General features: G+C 55.6%; 13 protein-coding genes and 3 tRNA genes. 3 read left to right on the plus strand and 13 right to left on the minus strand.

Annotated features, from left to right (window positions below; all coding sequences use genetic code 11):
- Nucleotides 1–46: 46 nt before the first annotated feature.
- From B2J69_RS01715 to uvrY, 8 genes are all read right to left on the minus strand, one after another.
- On the minus strand, nucleotides 47–2,683 hold the full coding sequence (locus B2J69_RS01715) for a fimbria/pilus outer membrane usher protein (protein ID WP_081135544.1): 2,637 nt from the start codon (nucleotides 2,681–2,683) through the stop codon (nucleotides 47–49).
- A gap of 43 nt (nucleotides 2,684–2,726) precedes the next feature.
- A complete protein-coding gene (locus B2J69_RS01720; protein WP_081135548.1) occupies nucleotides 2,727–3,434 on the minus strand; it encodes a fimbria/pilus periplasmic chaperone in 708 nt (235 codons plus the stop codon).
- A gap of 1,109 nt (nucleotides 3,435–4,543) precedes the next feature.
- Nucleotides 4,544–4,629, minus strand: a tRNA-Leu gene (locus B2J69_RS01730).
- An 11-nt stretch (nucleotides 4,630–4,640) separates the two neighbouring features.
- Nucleotides 4,641–4,714 (minus strand) — tRNA-Cys (locus tag B2J69_RS01735).
- A 40-nt stretch (nucleotides 4,715–4,754) separates the two neighbouring features.
- Nucleotides 4,755–4,830, minus strand: a tRNA-Gly gene (locus B2J69_RS01740).
- A 152-nt stretch (nucleotides 4,831–4,982) separates the two neighbouring features.
- The gene (gene pgsA / locus B2J69_RS01745; protein WP_081135556.1) at nucleotides 4,983–5,531 is read right to left on the minus strand and encodes a CDP-diacylglycerol--glycerol-3-phosphate 3-phosphatidyltransferase; all 549 of its coding nucleotides are present in this window, start codon (nucleotides 5,529–5,531) and stop codon (nucleotides 4,983–4,985) included.
- Nucleotides 5,532–5,599: 68 nt separating this feature from the next.
- Entirely contained in the window at nucleotides 5,600–7,432 is a 1,833-nt protein-coding gene (uvrC, locus tag B2J69_RS01750; protein ID WP_081135560.1) for an excinuclease ABC subunit UvrC, read from the minus strand.
- Complete coding sequence (gene uvrY / locus B2J69_RS01755) at nucleotides 7,425–8,084, minus strand: UvrY/SirA/GacA family response regulator transcription factor (RefSeq protein WP_081135564.1); 660 nt, start codon at nucleotides 8,082–8,084, stop codon at nucleotides 7,425–7,427. Before uvrY ends, uvrC begins: the two co-directional genes overlap by 8 nt.
- Before the next feature lie 421 nt (nucleotides 8,085–8,505).
- On the opposite strand from uvrY, the gene B2J69_RS01760 reads away from it, so the two are divergent.
- A complete protein-coding gene (locus B2J69_RS01760; RefSeq protein WP_033751095.1) occupies nucleotides 8,506–8,730 on the plus strand; it encodes a DUF2594 family protein in 225 nt (74 codons plus the stop codon).
- A 33-nt stretch (nucleotides 8,731–8,763) separates the two neighbouring features.
- On the opposite strand, the gene B2J69_RS01765 is transcribed toward B2J69_RS01760, so the two are convergent.
- Nucleotides 8,764–9,375: an acyl-homoserine-lactone synthase gene (locus tag B2J69_RS01765; RefSeq protein WP_081135569.1), complete on the minus strand. Its 612-nt coding sequence runs from the start codon at nucleotides 9,373–9,375 to the stop codon at nucleotides 8,764–8,766.
- A 122-nt stretch (nucleotides 9,376–9,497) separates the two neighbouring features.
- A complete protein-coding gene (gene sdiA / locus B2J69_RS01770) occupies nucleotides 9,498–10,220 on the minus strand; it encodes a transcriptional regulator SdiA (RefSeq protein WP_081135573.1) in 723 nt (240 codons plus the stop codon).
- A gap of 557 nt (nucleotides 10,221–10,777) precedes the next feature.
- On the opposite strand from sdiA, the gene B2J69_RS01775 reads away from it, so the two are divergent.
- Nucleotides 10,778–11,452, plus strand: a complete 675-nt coding sequence (locus tag B2J69_RS01775) for a DUF4396 domain-containing protein (protein ID WP_081135578.1) — start codon at nucleotides 10,778–10,780, stop codon at nucleotides 11,450–11,452.
- Nucleotide 11,453: 1 nt separating this feature from the next.
- Here the strand turns inward: B2J69_RS01775 and B2J69_RS01780 are convergent, their stop codons facing one another.
- Nucleotides 11,454–12,152, minus strand: a complete 699-nt coding sequence (locus B2J69_RS01780) for an extensin-like domain-containing protein (RefSeq protein ID WP_081135584.1) — start codon at nucleotides 12,150–12,152, stop codon at nucleotides 11,454–11,456.
- 283 nt (nucleotides 12,153–12,435) lie between these two features.
- Between B2J69_RS01780 and cycA the strand changes: the two genes are divergently transcribed.
- The gene (gene cycA / locus B2J69_RS01785; protein ID WP_081135592.1) at nucleotides 12,436–13,830 is read left to right on the plus strand and encodes a D-serine/D-alanine/glycine transporter; all 1,395 of its coding nucleotides are present in this window, start codon (nucleotides 12,436–12,438) and stop codon (nucleotides 13,828–13,830) included.
- Between the two features lie 41 nt (nucleotides 13,831–13,871).
- On the opposite strand, the gene B2J69_RS01790 is transcribed toward cycA, so the two are convergent.
- Both B2J69_RS01790 and rutR read right to left on the minus strand, forming a co-directional pair.
- Nucleotides 13,872–14,846: a metal-dependent hydrolase gene (locus B2J69_RS01790; protein WP_081135595.1), complete on the minus strand. Its 975-nt coding sequence runs from the start codon at nucleotides 14,844–14,846 to the stop codon at nucleotides 13,872–13,874.
- Nucleotides 14,847–14,889: 43 nt separating this feature from the next.
- Nucleotides 14,890–15,525 carry an HTH-type transcriptional regulator RutR gene (rutR, locus tag B2J69_RS01795; protein WP_081135598.1) on the minus strand — a complete coding sequence of 212 codons (636 nt, stop codon included), beginning with the start codon at nucleotides 15,523–15,525 and terminating at the stop codon, nucleotides 14,890–14,892.
- Nucleotides 15,526–15,541: the final 16 nt, after the last annotated feature.

Raw genomic sequence — 15,541 nt, forward strand, 5'->3', positions numbered from 1 at the left:
CTCACTTGATAAGACGGGACAGTCGCCCGACATGTTGGGTTGCCGCTTAGCGGCATTCTGCTTTCATCTGATACAGCGCGGCGCTGAGCGCCGCCTGCGGCAGCTGGAAATTCACTTTGCACTGCTGGTCGCTGTCTGCGCCCCATGACGCATTCAGCGTGCCGCGCATTGGCAGGCCGGAGAGGTACACCTCGCCGTCGTCGCCGACAATGCTGGCATTGTCTTTCACGGTCACCGTGGCGCCGAACGGCAGCGGCTTACCGTTATGCGTCAGCGTCATCATGACGCGCGCGCCCTGACGCGCTTTAAACGTCGCTCTGACCACCGCGCCGCGAGTGGGCACGACATGCACCACCGTGTTCTCAATTTCGGTGTGCGCGTCGAGGCGGCTGACATCCAGCGCGACGCGGTTTTCGCGATAAAGGCTGGCGTAGGGCAACAGGGTGTAGCCGCGTCCATCGGTGCGTGCGCCGGAGACGCCATCGACCGGAACGTTAGCCGCGCCAGGCGCAGCGACCAGAATGGCGGTGTCGCCGGTCAGCTGGCCAAAGGTGACGCCGCCTGAGTGCAGCAGCATGCCGCCGGATGCGCCCCAGGTGAGCTGGCGATAGTTGCGGCTCTGGTTCCAGCCGAGCGAACCACTGCCTTTGCTGCCCTGATAGCTGGCGGCGGCGCTAAGGCTGTTGCCGTCGGCGCGGCTATGACCCTGGGCGATATCCCAGCTCAGGTTGCCATCCTCCAGCGCGGTGCCGTTCAGTCCGGTCTGCACGGTCATGTTGCCGCTGCTGTCGCGGCTGCTGCTGACCGAGGCCCAGATCGGATGCGCGCGCTCTTCTGTTGACCAGAGGGCGTCAAGCGGCATAGAGAGCGACAGGAACAGCGTTTTATCGGCGCGCGGCTGCGTGCTCGCCTTGCTGTAGGCCCAGCTCAGGCTGTAGTTAACCCGCCCTATGGAGCTGCTGAACGCGGCCTGCAGCGAATCGCTGGCCTGACTGCTGTTCCAGTAGGTCTGACGGCTGCCGGTCAGCGACAGGGCGCCGAGGCTGCCGAGATGCTGCGAGAGATTGAGCTGCACCCGCTCGCGTTTGCTGCTGCCGAGATCGTAAAAATCGCTGTAGGGACGAGCGACGGGGCGACCGGCCGCATCTGTTTCCTGATTTTCGTAAAGCCACCCCTTCATGCCTCGCAGTGCCGTTTCATCCAGGGTATGGAAGCCACGGGTGGAGTAGCGATAGCCGGCGATTTGCACGCTGGTGCCGGTCAGGCTGAAGACGCGTGAATAAAGGAAACGCAGCGACTGTCCGCTATGCCGGGAATCGTCGGCCAGCGTGCTGTTCGCCTGGGTCAGGTCAGCAGAAAAGGCGCCCCAGTGACCTAAGTTCATCCCCGCGCCCAGCGCGATGGCCTGATAACGCTGCGCATACTGCAGACCACCGTATGCGGTGACGCTATGCGGCAATCCCCACAGCAGCGTGCCCTGTACGAACTCAGGGTCGCTATAGCTGCTACTGGTGCTGCGATAGCGACCGGCAGTCACCGCGTAGCGGAAATGGTGTTCACGCTGTAATACCGGTACTGACGAATAGGGCACGGTAAAACGCTGCACACTGCCGTCGGCCTCGGTGACGCTGACTTCCAGATCGCCGCCGCTATAGGTCGGGTAGAGATCGGTAATGGCGAACGCGCCCGACGAAACGGTGGTCTGGTAAATGATATTGCCGTTCTGCCGCACGTTTACGTGCGCATTGCTGTGCGCGACGCCGCGGATAACCGGGGCGAAGCCGTGCAGGGAGTCGGGATACATGCTGTCGTCCGTCGCCATCTGCAGGCCGCGGAACGAGAGCGTGTCGAAGACGTCGCCATTAGTCGAGCCGTCGCCCATGGTCAGTTCGCTGCGCCACGGAATAATGGCGCGCTCGGCATAGGTGTTCAGATGCTGCCAGCGGCGCTGATGGGTATAACGACTTTCAATATCCTGCCAGGTGCTGTTGTCGCGCAGCCGCCACGGCCCAATATTCACGCCGCTGGTTAAGCTTAAAAAGTTGTTGCGGCTATCCCCGAAGCTGGCGCGGTTATCGCTGCCGCTCAGGTTGTAATTGAACATCAGAGCGTTAATGCCCTCATCCCAGCGTTCCGGCGCAATCCAGCCGCGCGCGTGATTCTGCATTGCCGCCTGCGGCACGTTTATTTCCAGCTGCATTTTGGGGAAATTGAAGGTGCTCCACGCGCCGGGAATAAACCGCCCAGGCGAAATACACTCCCCAGCGGCGGTGGCTGCCGTAAGTTCGGGCGAGGTGGGCAGAATAATACCCATCGACGCCAGATCCTTCGCGCTCAGGCAGGCAATTAAACCGGTATCGTCGCGAATATCCTGCTGCGCCTGATTATCGCCGTCAGCGGGCTTTCTCGCTTTAAAATTCACGTTACGGTTAGCCACATTGACATTATTCACCAGAATGCTGACCTTATATTCTCCGGCGGGCTGCTGAGCCTGTTCAAAGCGGGAAAGGTCGGCGACATCCTGCGCATTCCCGGAGATCATTGACGGATCGAACCAGACTTCCGCATGTGCCGGCAGCACGGAAAAAATAAAAGCGGCCAGCGGCGTCAGCGCAATGCGTAAATACCGGCGCTGGCGCGTGGAGCAAGGGCTTTTATAAACTGATTTATGCTGCTGGTTCATGATATTTGCCTGATAAAATAGTCAACGATATTTTACTGCCGGTTTACTGCATTGAAGCGGTCTGGGCTTTTGTTATTGCGCCATAGTCATTAATCGTATGGAATGTGACTGTGGTGCCGCTACCAGACGGTAACGCTTCAGAAATATTGCCACGCGGTGGCACCATAATATCTTTCAGCACGGCGCTGCCAGCCTTCATATCGGTCAGCGTAATGTAATAAGGGGTCGGGTTATCGATTTGCAGCGTGCTGCCAGCACGGTGAAAGCGCAATTTTGTCGGCGCTTCCGTTACCGACGGCGTCAGGCCTGCCGGACGCACGAATAATTTGATGCGGTTTGCCGCTGCCATCATTAATACGTTCTCGTCTTTCGCCTTGTTTTTTTCCACCGACGGAATGGCTTTTTCAATAAAGTAATAGAGCGATTCGCGATCCTGCGGCAGCTGATGGCCGGTATACATCAGACGAAGAATATTTTCGTCCCCGGCATGGCTGACAAACAGCGGCGGCGTAACGGCAAAGTCGTGGCTTTTGTGGCCCTGTGCGTCTTCTGTCCATGACTGGATAAGATACATATCCGTTTTCGACGAATTATTTAACGCCACGCTGACCTGTTCTGCATTTTGCGGATAGATAATGCGTGTTCCCTGAATAGAGATGCCGCCATCAGCAAATACAGACGTTGAGGCAACACAGGCTGCGGCGAATAAAACGCTGCGCATCATATTTTGCTTATTCAGTTTAGTGAACATATCTACTCCTGCCGGTTAGGGCATTGGTTATAGAGGGATGGTTTATTCAGAGCGGCACGATAAAGGTTCACCTGACTCTGGCTATATATTCTGATATATGAATATCGCTTAATCGCCCTACCCGGCTTTCATTCAGGCACGAGAAAGAGGATTACTTTTGATTGATTGAGCATCAATCCCCTGACACTGCAAAAAACCTTATGCCAAAACAATTTCAAGTATGAAAATGGCATATCAATGCAAAACTTTATTGCCGGTCCCTTGCTACAGGATAGTCTGACAAAACAGAGTTATTTGTTCGACAGCGTAGCGACTCATAAATGTAGATAGCAGGCATAACGTTTACTCTTTATTTAACTACGCCTGCTTTCTTAACCAGAATGAGAGTCTGGCTTGAGGACTTCCGTTATTATCACCGTTTCATTTTGCCTTTGACTTATTAAACAGCGAGTCAACAAATTCGCCCTCTTATTACGTCCCTTTTTTTGTTGCGCTCTTTATAAATTAAAGCCTGTTGTCGCACAACAAAATTAATAGCAGCAATAGTGGCAAAACCCATAGCCATAACCTATTAATTGAAAGTGATTTTTGCCGCAAATAGATCCTTTATATAACCTGATATTACATAAACAATTGAAATTCAGAGAGTTATACTGTTAATAAATACCCTGTGAAATTTACCTGTATCTATTTTTTATTAACATCTTATTAGCAATTTGGGGCTAGCAACGGCGATTAGCATGCGCGAAACACGCTCAATTTTTATTTTCTATTGATGAACCGCCTTTTAGAAATTGAAAGTGAGGGGATAAAGAGCTTTTCAGGGAGAGCGAATTAAAATGATCTAGATCAATTTAACCCAGCAGGCTTATTTAACAGGCCGCTTTAAAGAGTCTCTCGGGTCAATACTGAAGGAGAGGAAGAGTGGCGTCGCTCGCGCTGTACCAGTCGGTAAGTGGCGAACCAGAGTTGTTTTCAAAGGGGATGCAGGATAACCGAAGGGCTGGCGTCGGGCGCCTGATACGCAGGCACAAAAAAACCGCCCAGAAGGCGGTCACGACATTGCTTATATTGCTTTGTTTTAATTTGTTTTTTCTGGTAGACAGAAATGGTGCCCGGGGCGGGACTTGAACCCGCACGACCATAAGCCGAGGGATTTTAAATCCCTTGTGTCTACCGATTTCACCACCCGGGCAGGGTGTAAAGTGGAGGCGCGTCCCGGAGTCGAACCGAGGTGGACGGATTTGCAATCCGCTGCATGGCCACTCTGCCAACGCGCCTTTATCCGCTGTGCCGTCAGGCTATCCTGACCTGCAAATCTGGAGCGGGAAACGAGACTCGAACTCGCGACCCCGACCTTGGCAAGGTCGTGCTCTACCAACTGAGCTATTCCCGCATTAGCCAGCAATCCGATGGAACTTGCTGATTTTCTTTATCTTCTGACAGCCTTGCTGTCGTTCGATGCGATGCATTCTACTGACCTGACGCATTGAGTCAACAGAATTATCCTCACAATGCGTCCGTTTGCTGCTTTTTAAGTCGCATCGATCAGCTATCGAGCAGATCGCCGCGCGCCGCGCTCAAATACTGAAACATCGACCAGAAAGTGAGCACGGCGGCGATATAGAGCGCCACTACGCCCACCGCCACCACGGTGGTGTCGTAACGCCAGAGCAGCGCCACCAGCGACAGCATCTGCGCCGTGGTTTTGACCTTGCCGATCCAGGAGACCGCCACGCTGCTGCGCTTGCCGATTTCCGCCATCCATTCGCGCAGCGCAGAGATAATAATCTCGCGCGCGATCATGGTCGCGGCCGGCAGGGTAATCCACCAGGAATGAAAGTATTCCGCTACCAGCACCAGCGCAATCGCCACCATCACCTTATCGGCTACGGGATCGAGAAAGGCACCGAAGCGCGTGGTTTGCTTCCAGCGGCGCGCCAGAAAGCCGTCGAACCAGTCGGTCACGGCGGCGATCACGAAGATCAGCGCGGCGGCGAAAGGCGCCCAGTAGAACGGCAGATAGAAAGCCAGCACGAAAAAAGGGATCAGGACGACTCGAAACAGGGTGAGACACGTCGGAATGTTATATTGCATATGCCGGTAACTGTCTGGAATGGGTAGAATTTCCCCTATGTTCCTACATTGCCTCACCTGTTTCAATGCTAGTGTTTTAGCGAATGGTATATTTTTTCGGCCAGCGCGAACGAAATGCCAGGCACATTGGCGATCTCCTCTACCGTCGCGTTCATCAGCGGTTGCAGGCCTCCCATGTACTTCAGCAGCTGCTGGCGACGTTTCGGACCGATGCCTTCGATGCTCTCCAGCGCGCTGGTGTTCTTCACTTTCGCCCGTTTTTTACGGTGGCCCGAAATTGCATGATTGTGAGCGTCATCACGAATATGCTGAATGACGTGCAGCGCAGGCGCGTCCGGCGGCAGAGAAACCCCCTCGCCTTCCGCCTCAAAGAACAGCGTTTCCAGCCCCGCTTTACGATCGCTGCCTTTCGCCACCCCTAACAGGATCGGCCGAGATTTGTCCCACTCCACCTCCAGCTCAGCAAATACCTGCTTCGCCTGCGACAGCTGGCCTTTGCCGCCATCGATGAGAATAACGTCGGGAATTTTATCCTCGTCTAGCGCCTTGCCGTAGCGGCGACGCAGCACCTGATTCATCGCCGCATAGTCATCCCCTGGGGTGATGCCTTCAATATTGTAGCGGCGGTAGTCGCTGCGCAGCGGGCCGTTGGCGTCGAACACCACGCAGGAGGCGATGGTCTGCTCCCCCATGGTGTGGCTGATGTCGAAACACTCCATGCGGTTGATTTTGTCGAGTTCGAGGAACTGCGCCAGCGCCGCCAGCCGCTGCTGGATCGTGGAGTGCTGCGACAGCCGCGTGGTGAGCGCCGTTGCCGCGTTGGTGCGCGCCAGCTTGAGGTAGCGCGCGCGATCGCCGCGCGGCTTGCTCTGGATGGCCACGCGCCGCCCTGCCAGCTCGCTCAGCGACGCGGAGAGCAGCTCGCGCTCCGGCAGGTCGAAGTCGAGCAGGATATCGCCCGGCAGGGTGCGCGCTTCGCTGCCCTGCAGATAGAACTGGCCGACAAAGGTCTGCACCACTTCCGCCAGCTCGGTGTCGGCCGGCACTTTTGGAAAGTAGCTGCGGCTGCCTAATACCTTGCCCTGACGAATAAACAGCACGTGCAGACAGGCCATACCGGCGTCGTAGGCCACGCCCATCACGTCGAGATCGTCGCCCTGATTCGAGACAAACTGCTTTTCGGTGATGCGGCGCACCGCCTGAATCTGGTCGCGCAGACGCGCCGCCTCTTCAAAGCGCAGCCCGACGCTCGCCTCTTCCATCCGCTTCACCAGCATGTTCAGCACCTGATCGTCCTTGCCGGACAAAAACAGCCGCACATACTCGGTCTGCTGCGCATACTCCTCTTCGCTCACCAGACCGGCAACGCACGGCCCAAGGCAGCGGCCAATCTGATACTGCAGACAGGGTCGGGAACGATTGCGGTAGACGCTGTTTTCGCACTGGCGAATCGGAAACACCTTCTGCATCAGCGCCAGGGTTTCACGCACCGCGTAGCCGTTGGGGAACGGGCCAAAATATTCGCCTTTGGCGTGTTTCGCGCCGCGATGGTAGGCCAGGCGCGGATGGGTGTCGCTGCTGAGAAAGATAAAGGGATAGGACTTATCGTCGCGCATCAGCACGTTGTAGCGCGGCTGATAGAGCTTGATGTAGTTGTGCTCAAGCAGCAGCGCTTCCGTTTCGGTATGCGTGACGGTGACGTCTATATGATGGATGTTACTGACCAGCACCTCAGTCTTTCGGCTGCCGACGTGGCTGCGAAAGTAGCTGCTGAGGCGCTTTTTAAGATCTTTGGCTTTTCCTACATAGATCACGGTGTCCGAGGCATCGTACATGCGGTACACGCCCGGCTGACTGGTCACCGTGCTGAGAAAGGCTTTGGCGTCGAAAACTTCACTCACTACTGATTAACGGCTCCGCATTGAACAGGCCATGTCGAATGGCCAGATGCGTTAACTCTACGTCACCGCTGATGTTCAGCTTGCTGAACATGCGATAACGGTAGCTGTTAACGGTTTTAGGACTGAGATTGAGCTGCTCGGAAATTTCCGTCACCTTTTGCCCCCGGGTGATCATCAGCATAATCTGCAATTCCCTTTCCGACAAACAGCTGAAGGGCGATTCTGCCTTTTGCGGCTCAATCTGGCTCAGCGCCATCTGCTGCGCGATATCTGAAGCGATGTAGCGCTGGCCGGCGTGCACCGAACGAATTGCGTTCACCACCTCCTGCGGCGCGGCGCCTTTGCTGAGGTAGCCCGCCGCGCCCGCCTGCATCACTTTAGCGGGCAGCGGGTTTTCGGTGTGGATGGTCAGCATAATGATTTTGATGTCGGGATTAAAGCGCACGATTTTGCGCGTCGCCTCCAGCCCGCCGATGCCGGGCATATTCATATCCATCAGGATCACATCAACCGGATGGGCGCGACACCATTTCACCGCGTCCTCGCCGCAACAGGCCTCTCCCGCGACCACAAGACCTTTCATATCTTCCAGTATGCGTCGAATACCGGTGCGTACCAGTTCATGGTCATCCACAAGAAGAACACTGATCAACGGGGAGCACTCCGCAAGCAAAAAGGGGGAATAAAACGAGTAGTGAATGCGCGCATGATACCTGCTTTTCAGGATAATGAACATCAACGGGCTGAATGTAAGACCGTATTCAATGATTTACATCAAAGCTTTTCTTTTCGTTCAAAAAATATGTTGAATGGATAAAATTCAGGCGAAAGTTTTTATAACTAGTTATTTATTTTCAATCAGTTAAATTATAACGCCGCGTAAAGTTATTTTACTGGATAAATGCGTTGACGCGCCCCTGTGAAAATTATTCATCATCTACGTTAAATAATATCCGGTTGTGAGCCGAGCGCCGTCACGCTTCGCTTTTACAGGGAAAAGCGGTGATGTGATATACTCACGCACGGCTGCGCGGAACATGCCGGCACGATCATTCACCCCCAAGGAGATTACAATGAGCGATGAAGAATTCGTCACCTCGCACGACACGCTGAAGCTGGCCGATGAGGTCGCCTGCCTGAAGATGATGGTTACGCTGATTCTGAAAGGAATGGGCCAGGCGGACGCCGGTAAAGTGATTATTAATATGGAGCGCTACGTGCAGACGCTGGGCGACAAACCCCAGGCAGAAGTGTTCAGCAACACCATTAAGCAGATTAAAACCGCGTATCGTCAGTGATGCGTTCGCCCCCGCTACAGCGGGGGCGCGCCGTCAGGTGTGCGACTGCCAGTTTACCGAGACGCCCAGCGACGGCAGCACCTCTTCAGGACTAAAGCGGCGCGTACCGCGATATTTTTCCGCCAGCGCCGGCTGCTCGACCGGGATACGAATAGCGAACAGGTTGTCTTCCGACTGGATTAAGCCCGGGGTAAGCGGCTCATACGCCACCTGATGCTCTTCAAACATCTTCTCCAGCATCGGCGTCGCCGAGCTGATCAAATACTCCATGCCGTTGAGTTCGGCGAGCTGCACGGCGTGCCACAACAGGTTGAACGGCAGTTCTGCATCCAGCTCCAGCTTCGCTGAGAAGCGCGACATCTCCCACACCTTCTCATGACTGAACGGCACCACCAGCCCTTCGTTTTGGGTTGGTTCCTGCCACGGCATCAGACGCGCGCAGCCGCTGATGCCGTCGCGCGCGTTCCAGGCCAGCAGCCAGGTGACGTCCGAACGATCGAAACGATCATACTCCTGGCCCGGCGTGCTCAGACGCGGCGGAATTGACCAACCTTCTCCACGCGCAAATACGCTATATCGGTAGCTGCCTAACTCGGCCAGCAGAGAGGACGGCATATCCTTTAACTGGGTTTGAATTATTTTCATCATGCGCCCCTGACATCCTCATGTTTGCACTGATTTACGCTACGCCAGCCTGGCAACGTCCCGGCGCAGGGTAGACAACTGCCTCCGGTAACGTAACTACTAAAATTAGTAGTTGTCATTTTCTATATCAGTCCAATTGCCGCCGCATAACAGGCAATTTGCGTTTTATTGGAAACATTAAATCGCTTTTGCATATTTTTTTGGTGAAAATTGACCGTGTGTTGCGAAATAGACAAAATAAGCGAAATTTCAGCCGAGGTTTTCCCTTCGGCGGTCCATTTCAAAATCTCCAGCTCGCGCTGGCTGAAATCATTTTTTAGCACCATCAGCGCATCATCTGAAAAGCGCTGCAGGGCGCGCAAGCTCAGTTCCGCCAGAAAGTGCAGTTTCACTTCCAGCTCGGTGTGCAAATGCTGCGTCTTTCTTGCCAGGCGAGATGCTATAGATAATATACCAATGGCGCGATTTGACGCCATCGCGGAGCAGGAAAATCCGCTGATTAACCCATACTCCTGCGCCTCTTTCCACAAATCCCCGGCCCCAGTGAAGATGTCATCCGTCCACTCCAGCCCTCGTCCCGGCTGCTGGCAAAGCAATAACACCGGATCGACGGCGTAATAGTTTTGTTCCTCATAGCGTTTCATCCAGGCTTTGGGATAAGTGTGGTGCAAAAAAATGCGCGGACGGGTAAAAGGCACAGGATGCTGAATCAAAAAGGAATAGCTATCGAAGCCTAATGACACCACCAGCGTCTGAATAAGCGTCTTCAATTGCGCGGTTGAAGTGATAGCCTGAAATTGTTTTTCCGTCTCTCTGCGCCAGACGAAATAATTGTCGTTAGTCATATTGCCTCGGCGTTATCCTCACGCTGATGCGTCTGGTTATTGAGGTTATTCATTTGCAAAAAAATAAATTTATAAGAGAAAAAAGTTTTATTGAGAAAAACAGGTATGCAAGTAAAAACCACGTGACGTCCGGTTGTTCGTGTTTTACTAAAAGCCTGTCGCATGCGCTTCCCGAAAAGTGATCTCATTCACAGCATTATAGCGCCAAAAAAAACAGAATAAGATTTTTCTGATAGAGATTCAATCATCACCAACACAATAAATTTTCCATACATTGATCACCATTTAGCATAGCCATTAAGTAAAATTAGCATAACTCGTAATTTATTTGTAAACATAGAGTTAAGCCATTCTAAAGAAAGCGTACCAGCCGTGAATGAAATTAGCGCACCTTCTTGCCGCCTCGCTTATCGATTTCGCATGTCAGCGCGACGCAATCGAGGCTACGCTTAACAGCTCAAGCCTTCACATTTTTCTGACTTTCGTACGGTATGCGCAAGCTGGTTGCGTCGGACGAACGGGCGGATGCACGTTAACATTTGCAGGTGGGAGACCCTATGTTGAATCAGCTGGCATTACCCTTTCTGTTGCTGGGGGGCTGTACCGCTTTAATGATCCTGAAGGATATATTTCGCCATCCCCATCCCGTCAGGGTAATGAACCTGATCTGGCCGCTTACCGGCCTCTACATGCCGTTCTTCGGCTGGCTGGCCTGGTGGTATCTGGGGCGAAAACCCTCCCGTCAGCTTAAATTGGCGCTGCTGGCGCCGCAAAAAATTCACCGCTACGCAGGCTGGCCAACCATATTTATCACCACCTCATTAACGGCGGCGGCCTGTATCTTCAGCGAACTGATTACACTTCCGATTATCACTCTTCTCAACCATTACCATTTTGCGACGCCATTTTGGATGCAGGCGATTATTTGTCTCGCTATTTCGCTGTTTAGCGGCTTGTTTTTACAATTTCTGGCGATTAAACAGCGTGAGGCGCTATCGATGTGGCGCGCCTTGCTGGTGGCGTTTCGCACCGAAGCCTTTCCGCTGCTGGTTTATCAGGCGGGTATTTTTCTCTTTATGGGGCTGGCCCTGAAATTTGTGCTTAACCAACAAATAAACCCGCTGGTTGCGGCGTTCTGGTTTATGTTGCAGCTGGCGATGCTGACCGGATTTATATTTTCCTGGCCAGCCAACCATTTCCTGATTAAACGCGGCCTGAACCCGGCGGTGTAATTTATCGGCAGTATCCCGTTCCGCGCATGCCGAAATGAAAATGGCTGGCGTGCGCGGCGTTATAATCCGGGCCAAGCGCATTGCCGAAATTATTACAGCCCTCTTGCCAGAGCTGGCGCAGCAGCAGGGATTTATTTTCCGGCTGCGTCCAGTTTTTCCCTACCTCCAGCCTTTGCCCGTCGCCAAGCTGAAATCCCGTCACGTCCCAGGCGTCGGCGCTGGCGTGTTCGCTCAGCCGCCCCTCGGCGCGGTGATAGATATTGCGACAGGCGTAGCTGCCGACATGGGTGATGCGCGCCAGCGAGGCGCCGGGCTGCCGCTGCGCCAGCTGCTGCTGGCTGCGCAGCACATACATGGTGCTGGCCACCGCCAGCGGACAGCTGGCGAGAAAGCTGCTGCTTAAGCTGACCTTGCCGAAGCGCTGGATGCGCAGCGGAGCGGGCAGCGGACAGGCGCCGGTAACGGCGGGCCGTGGGCTAAAGGTGACGAAACCCGCCTGCTGAGCGCGACGCATCACATCCAGACAGGCCGCGGGGTTGTTTGCCAGCCGCTTAAGCTTGTAGCGCGTCATCCAGCCGGGCGGATCGGTCACCGCCAGCGGCGTGAAGGGATTAAACTGAGGCGGCAAATGCTGTTTTAACCAGGGCAGACTCCACCAGCCCGCCGCAGCCAGTATCAGCAACAAAATAATCGCGCGCATTATCCCTCTCGCAGCAGCTTGATTTAGAGAACAAAAGTGTAGAAGCTACGCGCCGGTTTAGCGCCGTTAACGGCGCATTTCGTTTAAAACAGCAGCGTTGTGCCGCAAGTTTGTGCCGCGTAAAGATTTTCTGACATGTTACTAAGACGTAAAGCCCAGGTTTAGACAAAAACCATTAGCGGGCTTTTGTCTTATTCCTCTATCTTATGCCAACTTGCCTCCAGGCAGGCACCACAAACAGCCAGCAGAGCTGACACAACATCCAGACAGGAATAACAATTTTATGGTTGATCAAACAAAAGAAGTCGCCGCTGCGCAGGAGAATCCTGACAAGCTCCGGCGTAATCTGCATAACCGCCACATTCAGCTTATCGCCATCGGCGGCGCCATCGGCACCGGCCTGTTTATGGGCTCCGGTAAAACCATCAGCCTGGCGGGCCCCTCGATCATTTTCGTCTATATGATCATCGGCTTTATGCTGTTTTTTGTGATGCGCGCCATGGGCGAGCTGCTGCTCTCCAATCTGGAATATAAATCGTTCAGCGATTTCGCTGCCGATCTGCTTGGGCCCTGGGCGGGTTATTTTACCGGCTGGACCTACTGGTTCTGCTGGGTGGTGACCGGCATCGCCGACGTGGTGGCGATCTCCGCCTATTTCCAGCTCTGGTTTCCTGGCTTTTCCGTGTGGATGAGCGCCCTGCTTTGCGTGTTTGTTTTCCTGGCGCTTAATATTGCCACGGTCAAGATGTTCGGCGAGATGGAGTTCTGGTTCGCCATTATCAAGATTGTCGCCATCGTGGCGCTGATTGTGACCGGCGTGGTGCTGGTCAGCCTGCATTATCCCTCGCCTGGCGGCGGCACCGCGTCGCTGAGCAATATCTGGGATCACGGCGGCCTGTTCCCGAAAGGGCTGAGCGGCTTTTTCGCCGGATTCCAGATAGCGGTTTTCGCCTTTGTCGGCATTGAGCTGGTGGGCACCGCGGCGGCGGAAACGCACGATCCGCATAAGGTGCTGCCGCGCGCCATCAACGCCATTCCGCTGCGCGTGATTATGTTTTACGTGCTGGCGCTGATGGTGATCATGGCGGTGACGCCCTGGACCCAGGTGCTGCCGGATCGCAGCCCCTTTGTTGAGATGTTTGTGCTGATCGGCCTGCCCGCCGCAGCCAGCATCGTTAACTTCGTGGTGTTGACCTCGGCGGCCTCTTCCGCCAACAGCGGCATCTTCTCTACCAGCCGTATGCTCTACGGTCTGGCGCAGCAGGGCGTGGCGCATCGCGCCTTTGGTCAGCTCTCCGCGCGCGCGGTGCCGACCGCCGGTTTGTTCTTCTCCTGCCTCTGCCTGCTGGCGGGCGTCGCGCTGATTTATCTGATCCCGGACGTGATGACGGTGTTCACCATGGTGACCACGGTGTCGGCGATCCTGTTTATGTTCGTCTGGACCATTATCCTCTGCAGCTACCTGGCCTACCGTAAGAAGTATCCGGAGCGTCATGCCGCCTCAGGCTTCAAAATGCCGCTCGGCAAGGTAATGTGCTGGGTGGTGATGGCGTTCTTCGCCTTTGTGCTGGTGCTGCTCACCCTGCAGGAAGATACCCGCCAGGCGCTGATGGTAACGCCGCTGTGGTTTGTGATGCTGACCATGGGCTGGCTGCTGCGCCGTCGCGCCGCACGGTAAAAGGATAACGTCCCGGTCGCCTGACCGGGACGACAGCGCGCTTAGAGCCGCTCCCAGATGGCCTTAAAGCTTTGCCCCAGCGCAGGCCGCGTAGAAGGCAGCCGCTCAGGATGCGCGGCGGGCGCCTGTGGCGTGCCCAGCCCAAAAGTAAAGGTATAGTTTCCCCCTTCCCCCATGCGTAAGTCGGCAATCGTGACTTGCCCCGCCTGCTCGCGCAGCGCATAAAAACCGTGGCTAAACCAGGCAACGCGCTCGGCGTGCCAGTTGCCCTTTAGCGGCGCGAACAGCGCGGTATGACGCGCATGCCAGCTGATCTGCAGCGGCCGCCTCGGCGACAGCAGCGACCAGTAAGCTTCGCCGTAGCGATCGCCGTCGATAATCACCGTGCGCCACACCAGGGTATTAAACGCGGTGGGCGTCACCAGCACCTTGTCGTCAGGCATACGCTGCTGCGCCAGCGACTGCGCGATCTGCCAGCTTGCCACGCCCTGAATCGCCATACTCCAGCCGAGATAGAGGGTGCTGAGCGCCAGCCCGGCGCGATTCCAGCGCAAACCGCCCGCGCCGCCGCGCCAAAACGCCGCCGCAAGGCCGATCAGCAGCGGCAGCGTATAGAGCGGATCGACGATGTAGATGCTGCCGACGGCAAAGGGGTGATCGGTGAGCGGCAGGCCCAGCTGCGTGCCGTAGACCGTCATCAGATCCAGCAGCGGATGGGTAATGAGCGCCAGCCAGATGGCCAGCCACCACTGCTGCCAGCGCACGCCGCGCCGAAACAGTCCGGCGATAAGCCAGGCGAGCAGCGGCGAGGCCAGCGTCAGCCAGAGCAGCGCATGGCTTTCGGTGCGGTGCAGAGTCATATTGCGGATCGCATCGCCGTGATCGATAAACACATCGAGATCGGGCAAGGTGCCGCACGCCGCGCCCACCGCCGCCGCCTGCCAGAGCGGCACACGCCGCCCCATGACCGCGACGCTGACCGACGCGCCCAATACCAGTTGTGAAACTGAATCCATCGGTGACTCCAGGACAGAACAGGCGGTGACAGCCGCCGGAAAATCAGCGCACGCGAATGCCTTCGATAATCATGCGCTGGACATTCTCGACCGTTTCATCAAAAAAGCGCGCATCGCTCAGCGTCTGGCCGGTAATCGCCTCGACCTGGCTGGCGAAATCCGCGTAGTGCTGGGTCGCGGCCCACAGCATAAAAAAGAGGTGCTGCGGCTGAACGCCCGCCAGACGCCCTTCATTGATCCAGCGTTCGACGATGGCCGCCTTGTCATCCACCAGCTGTTTAAGGTCGCCCGCCAGTTCGCCTTTCAGCAGCGGCGCGCCCTGCAGCATCTCCAGACAGAACAAACGCGACGCCTGCGGATGGTCGCGCGAGACTTCAAGCTTCAGGCGGATATAGCGACGGATGGCGCTAAGCGGATCCATATCGTGCTGCAGCGCGCGCAGCGGCGCCAGCCAGACGTCGAGGATCTCTTTCAGCACCGCGACGTAGAGCGCCTCTTTTGACGGGAAATAGTAGAGCAGATTGGTTTTCGACACGTCGGCGCGCTCGGCGACCTGATCCAGACGTGTGCCATGAATGCCAAACTGTGAGAAGAGCGCCAGCGCCGCCTCCAGAATGGCGGCGCGTTTCGCCGCGGTGGCGCGCGATCGACGCGTCGGTTGTTTTTCATCTGTTTTCACAGCGTTGCCTCGTTCC

It is taken from the genome of Pantoea latae, from assembly GCF_002077695.1.
Classification (GTDB): Bacteria; Pseudomonadota; Gammaproteobacteria; order Enterobacterales; family Enterobacteriaceae; genus Pantoea; species Pantoea latae.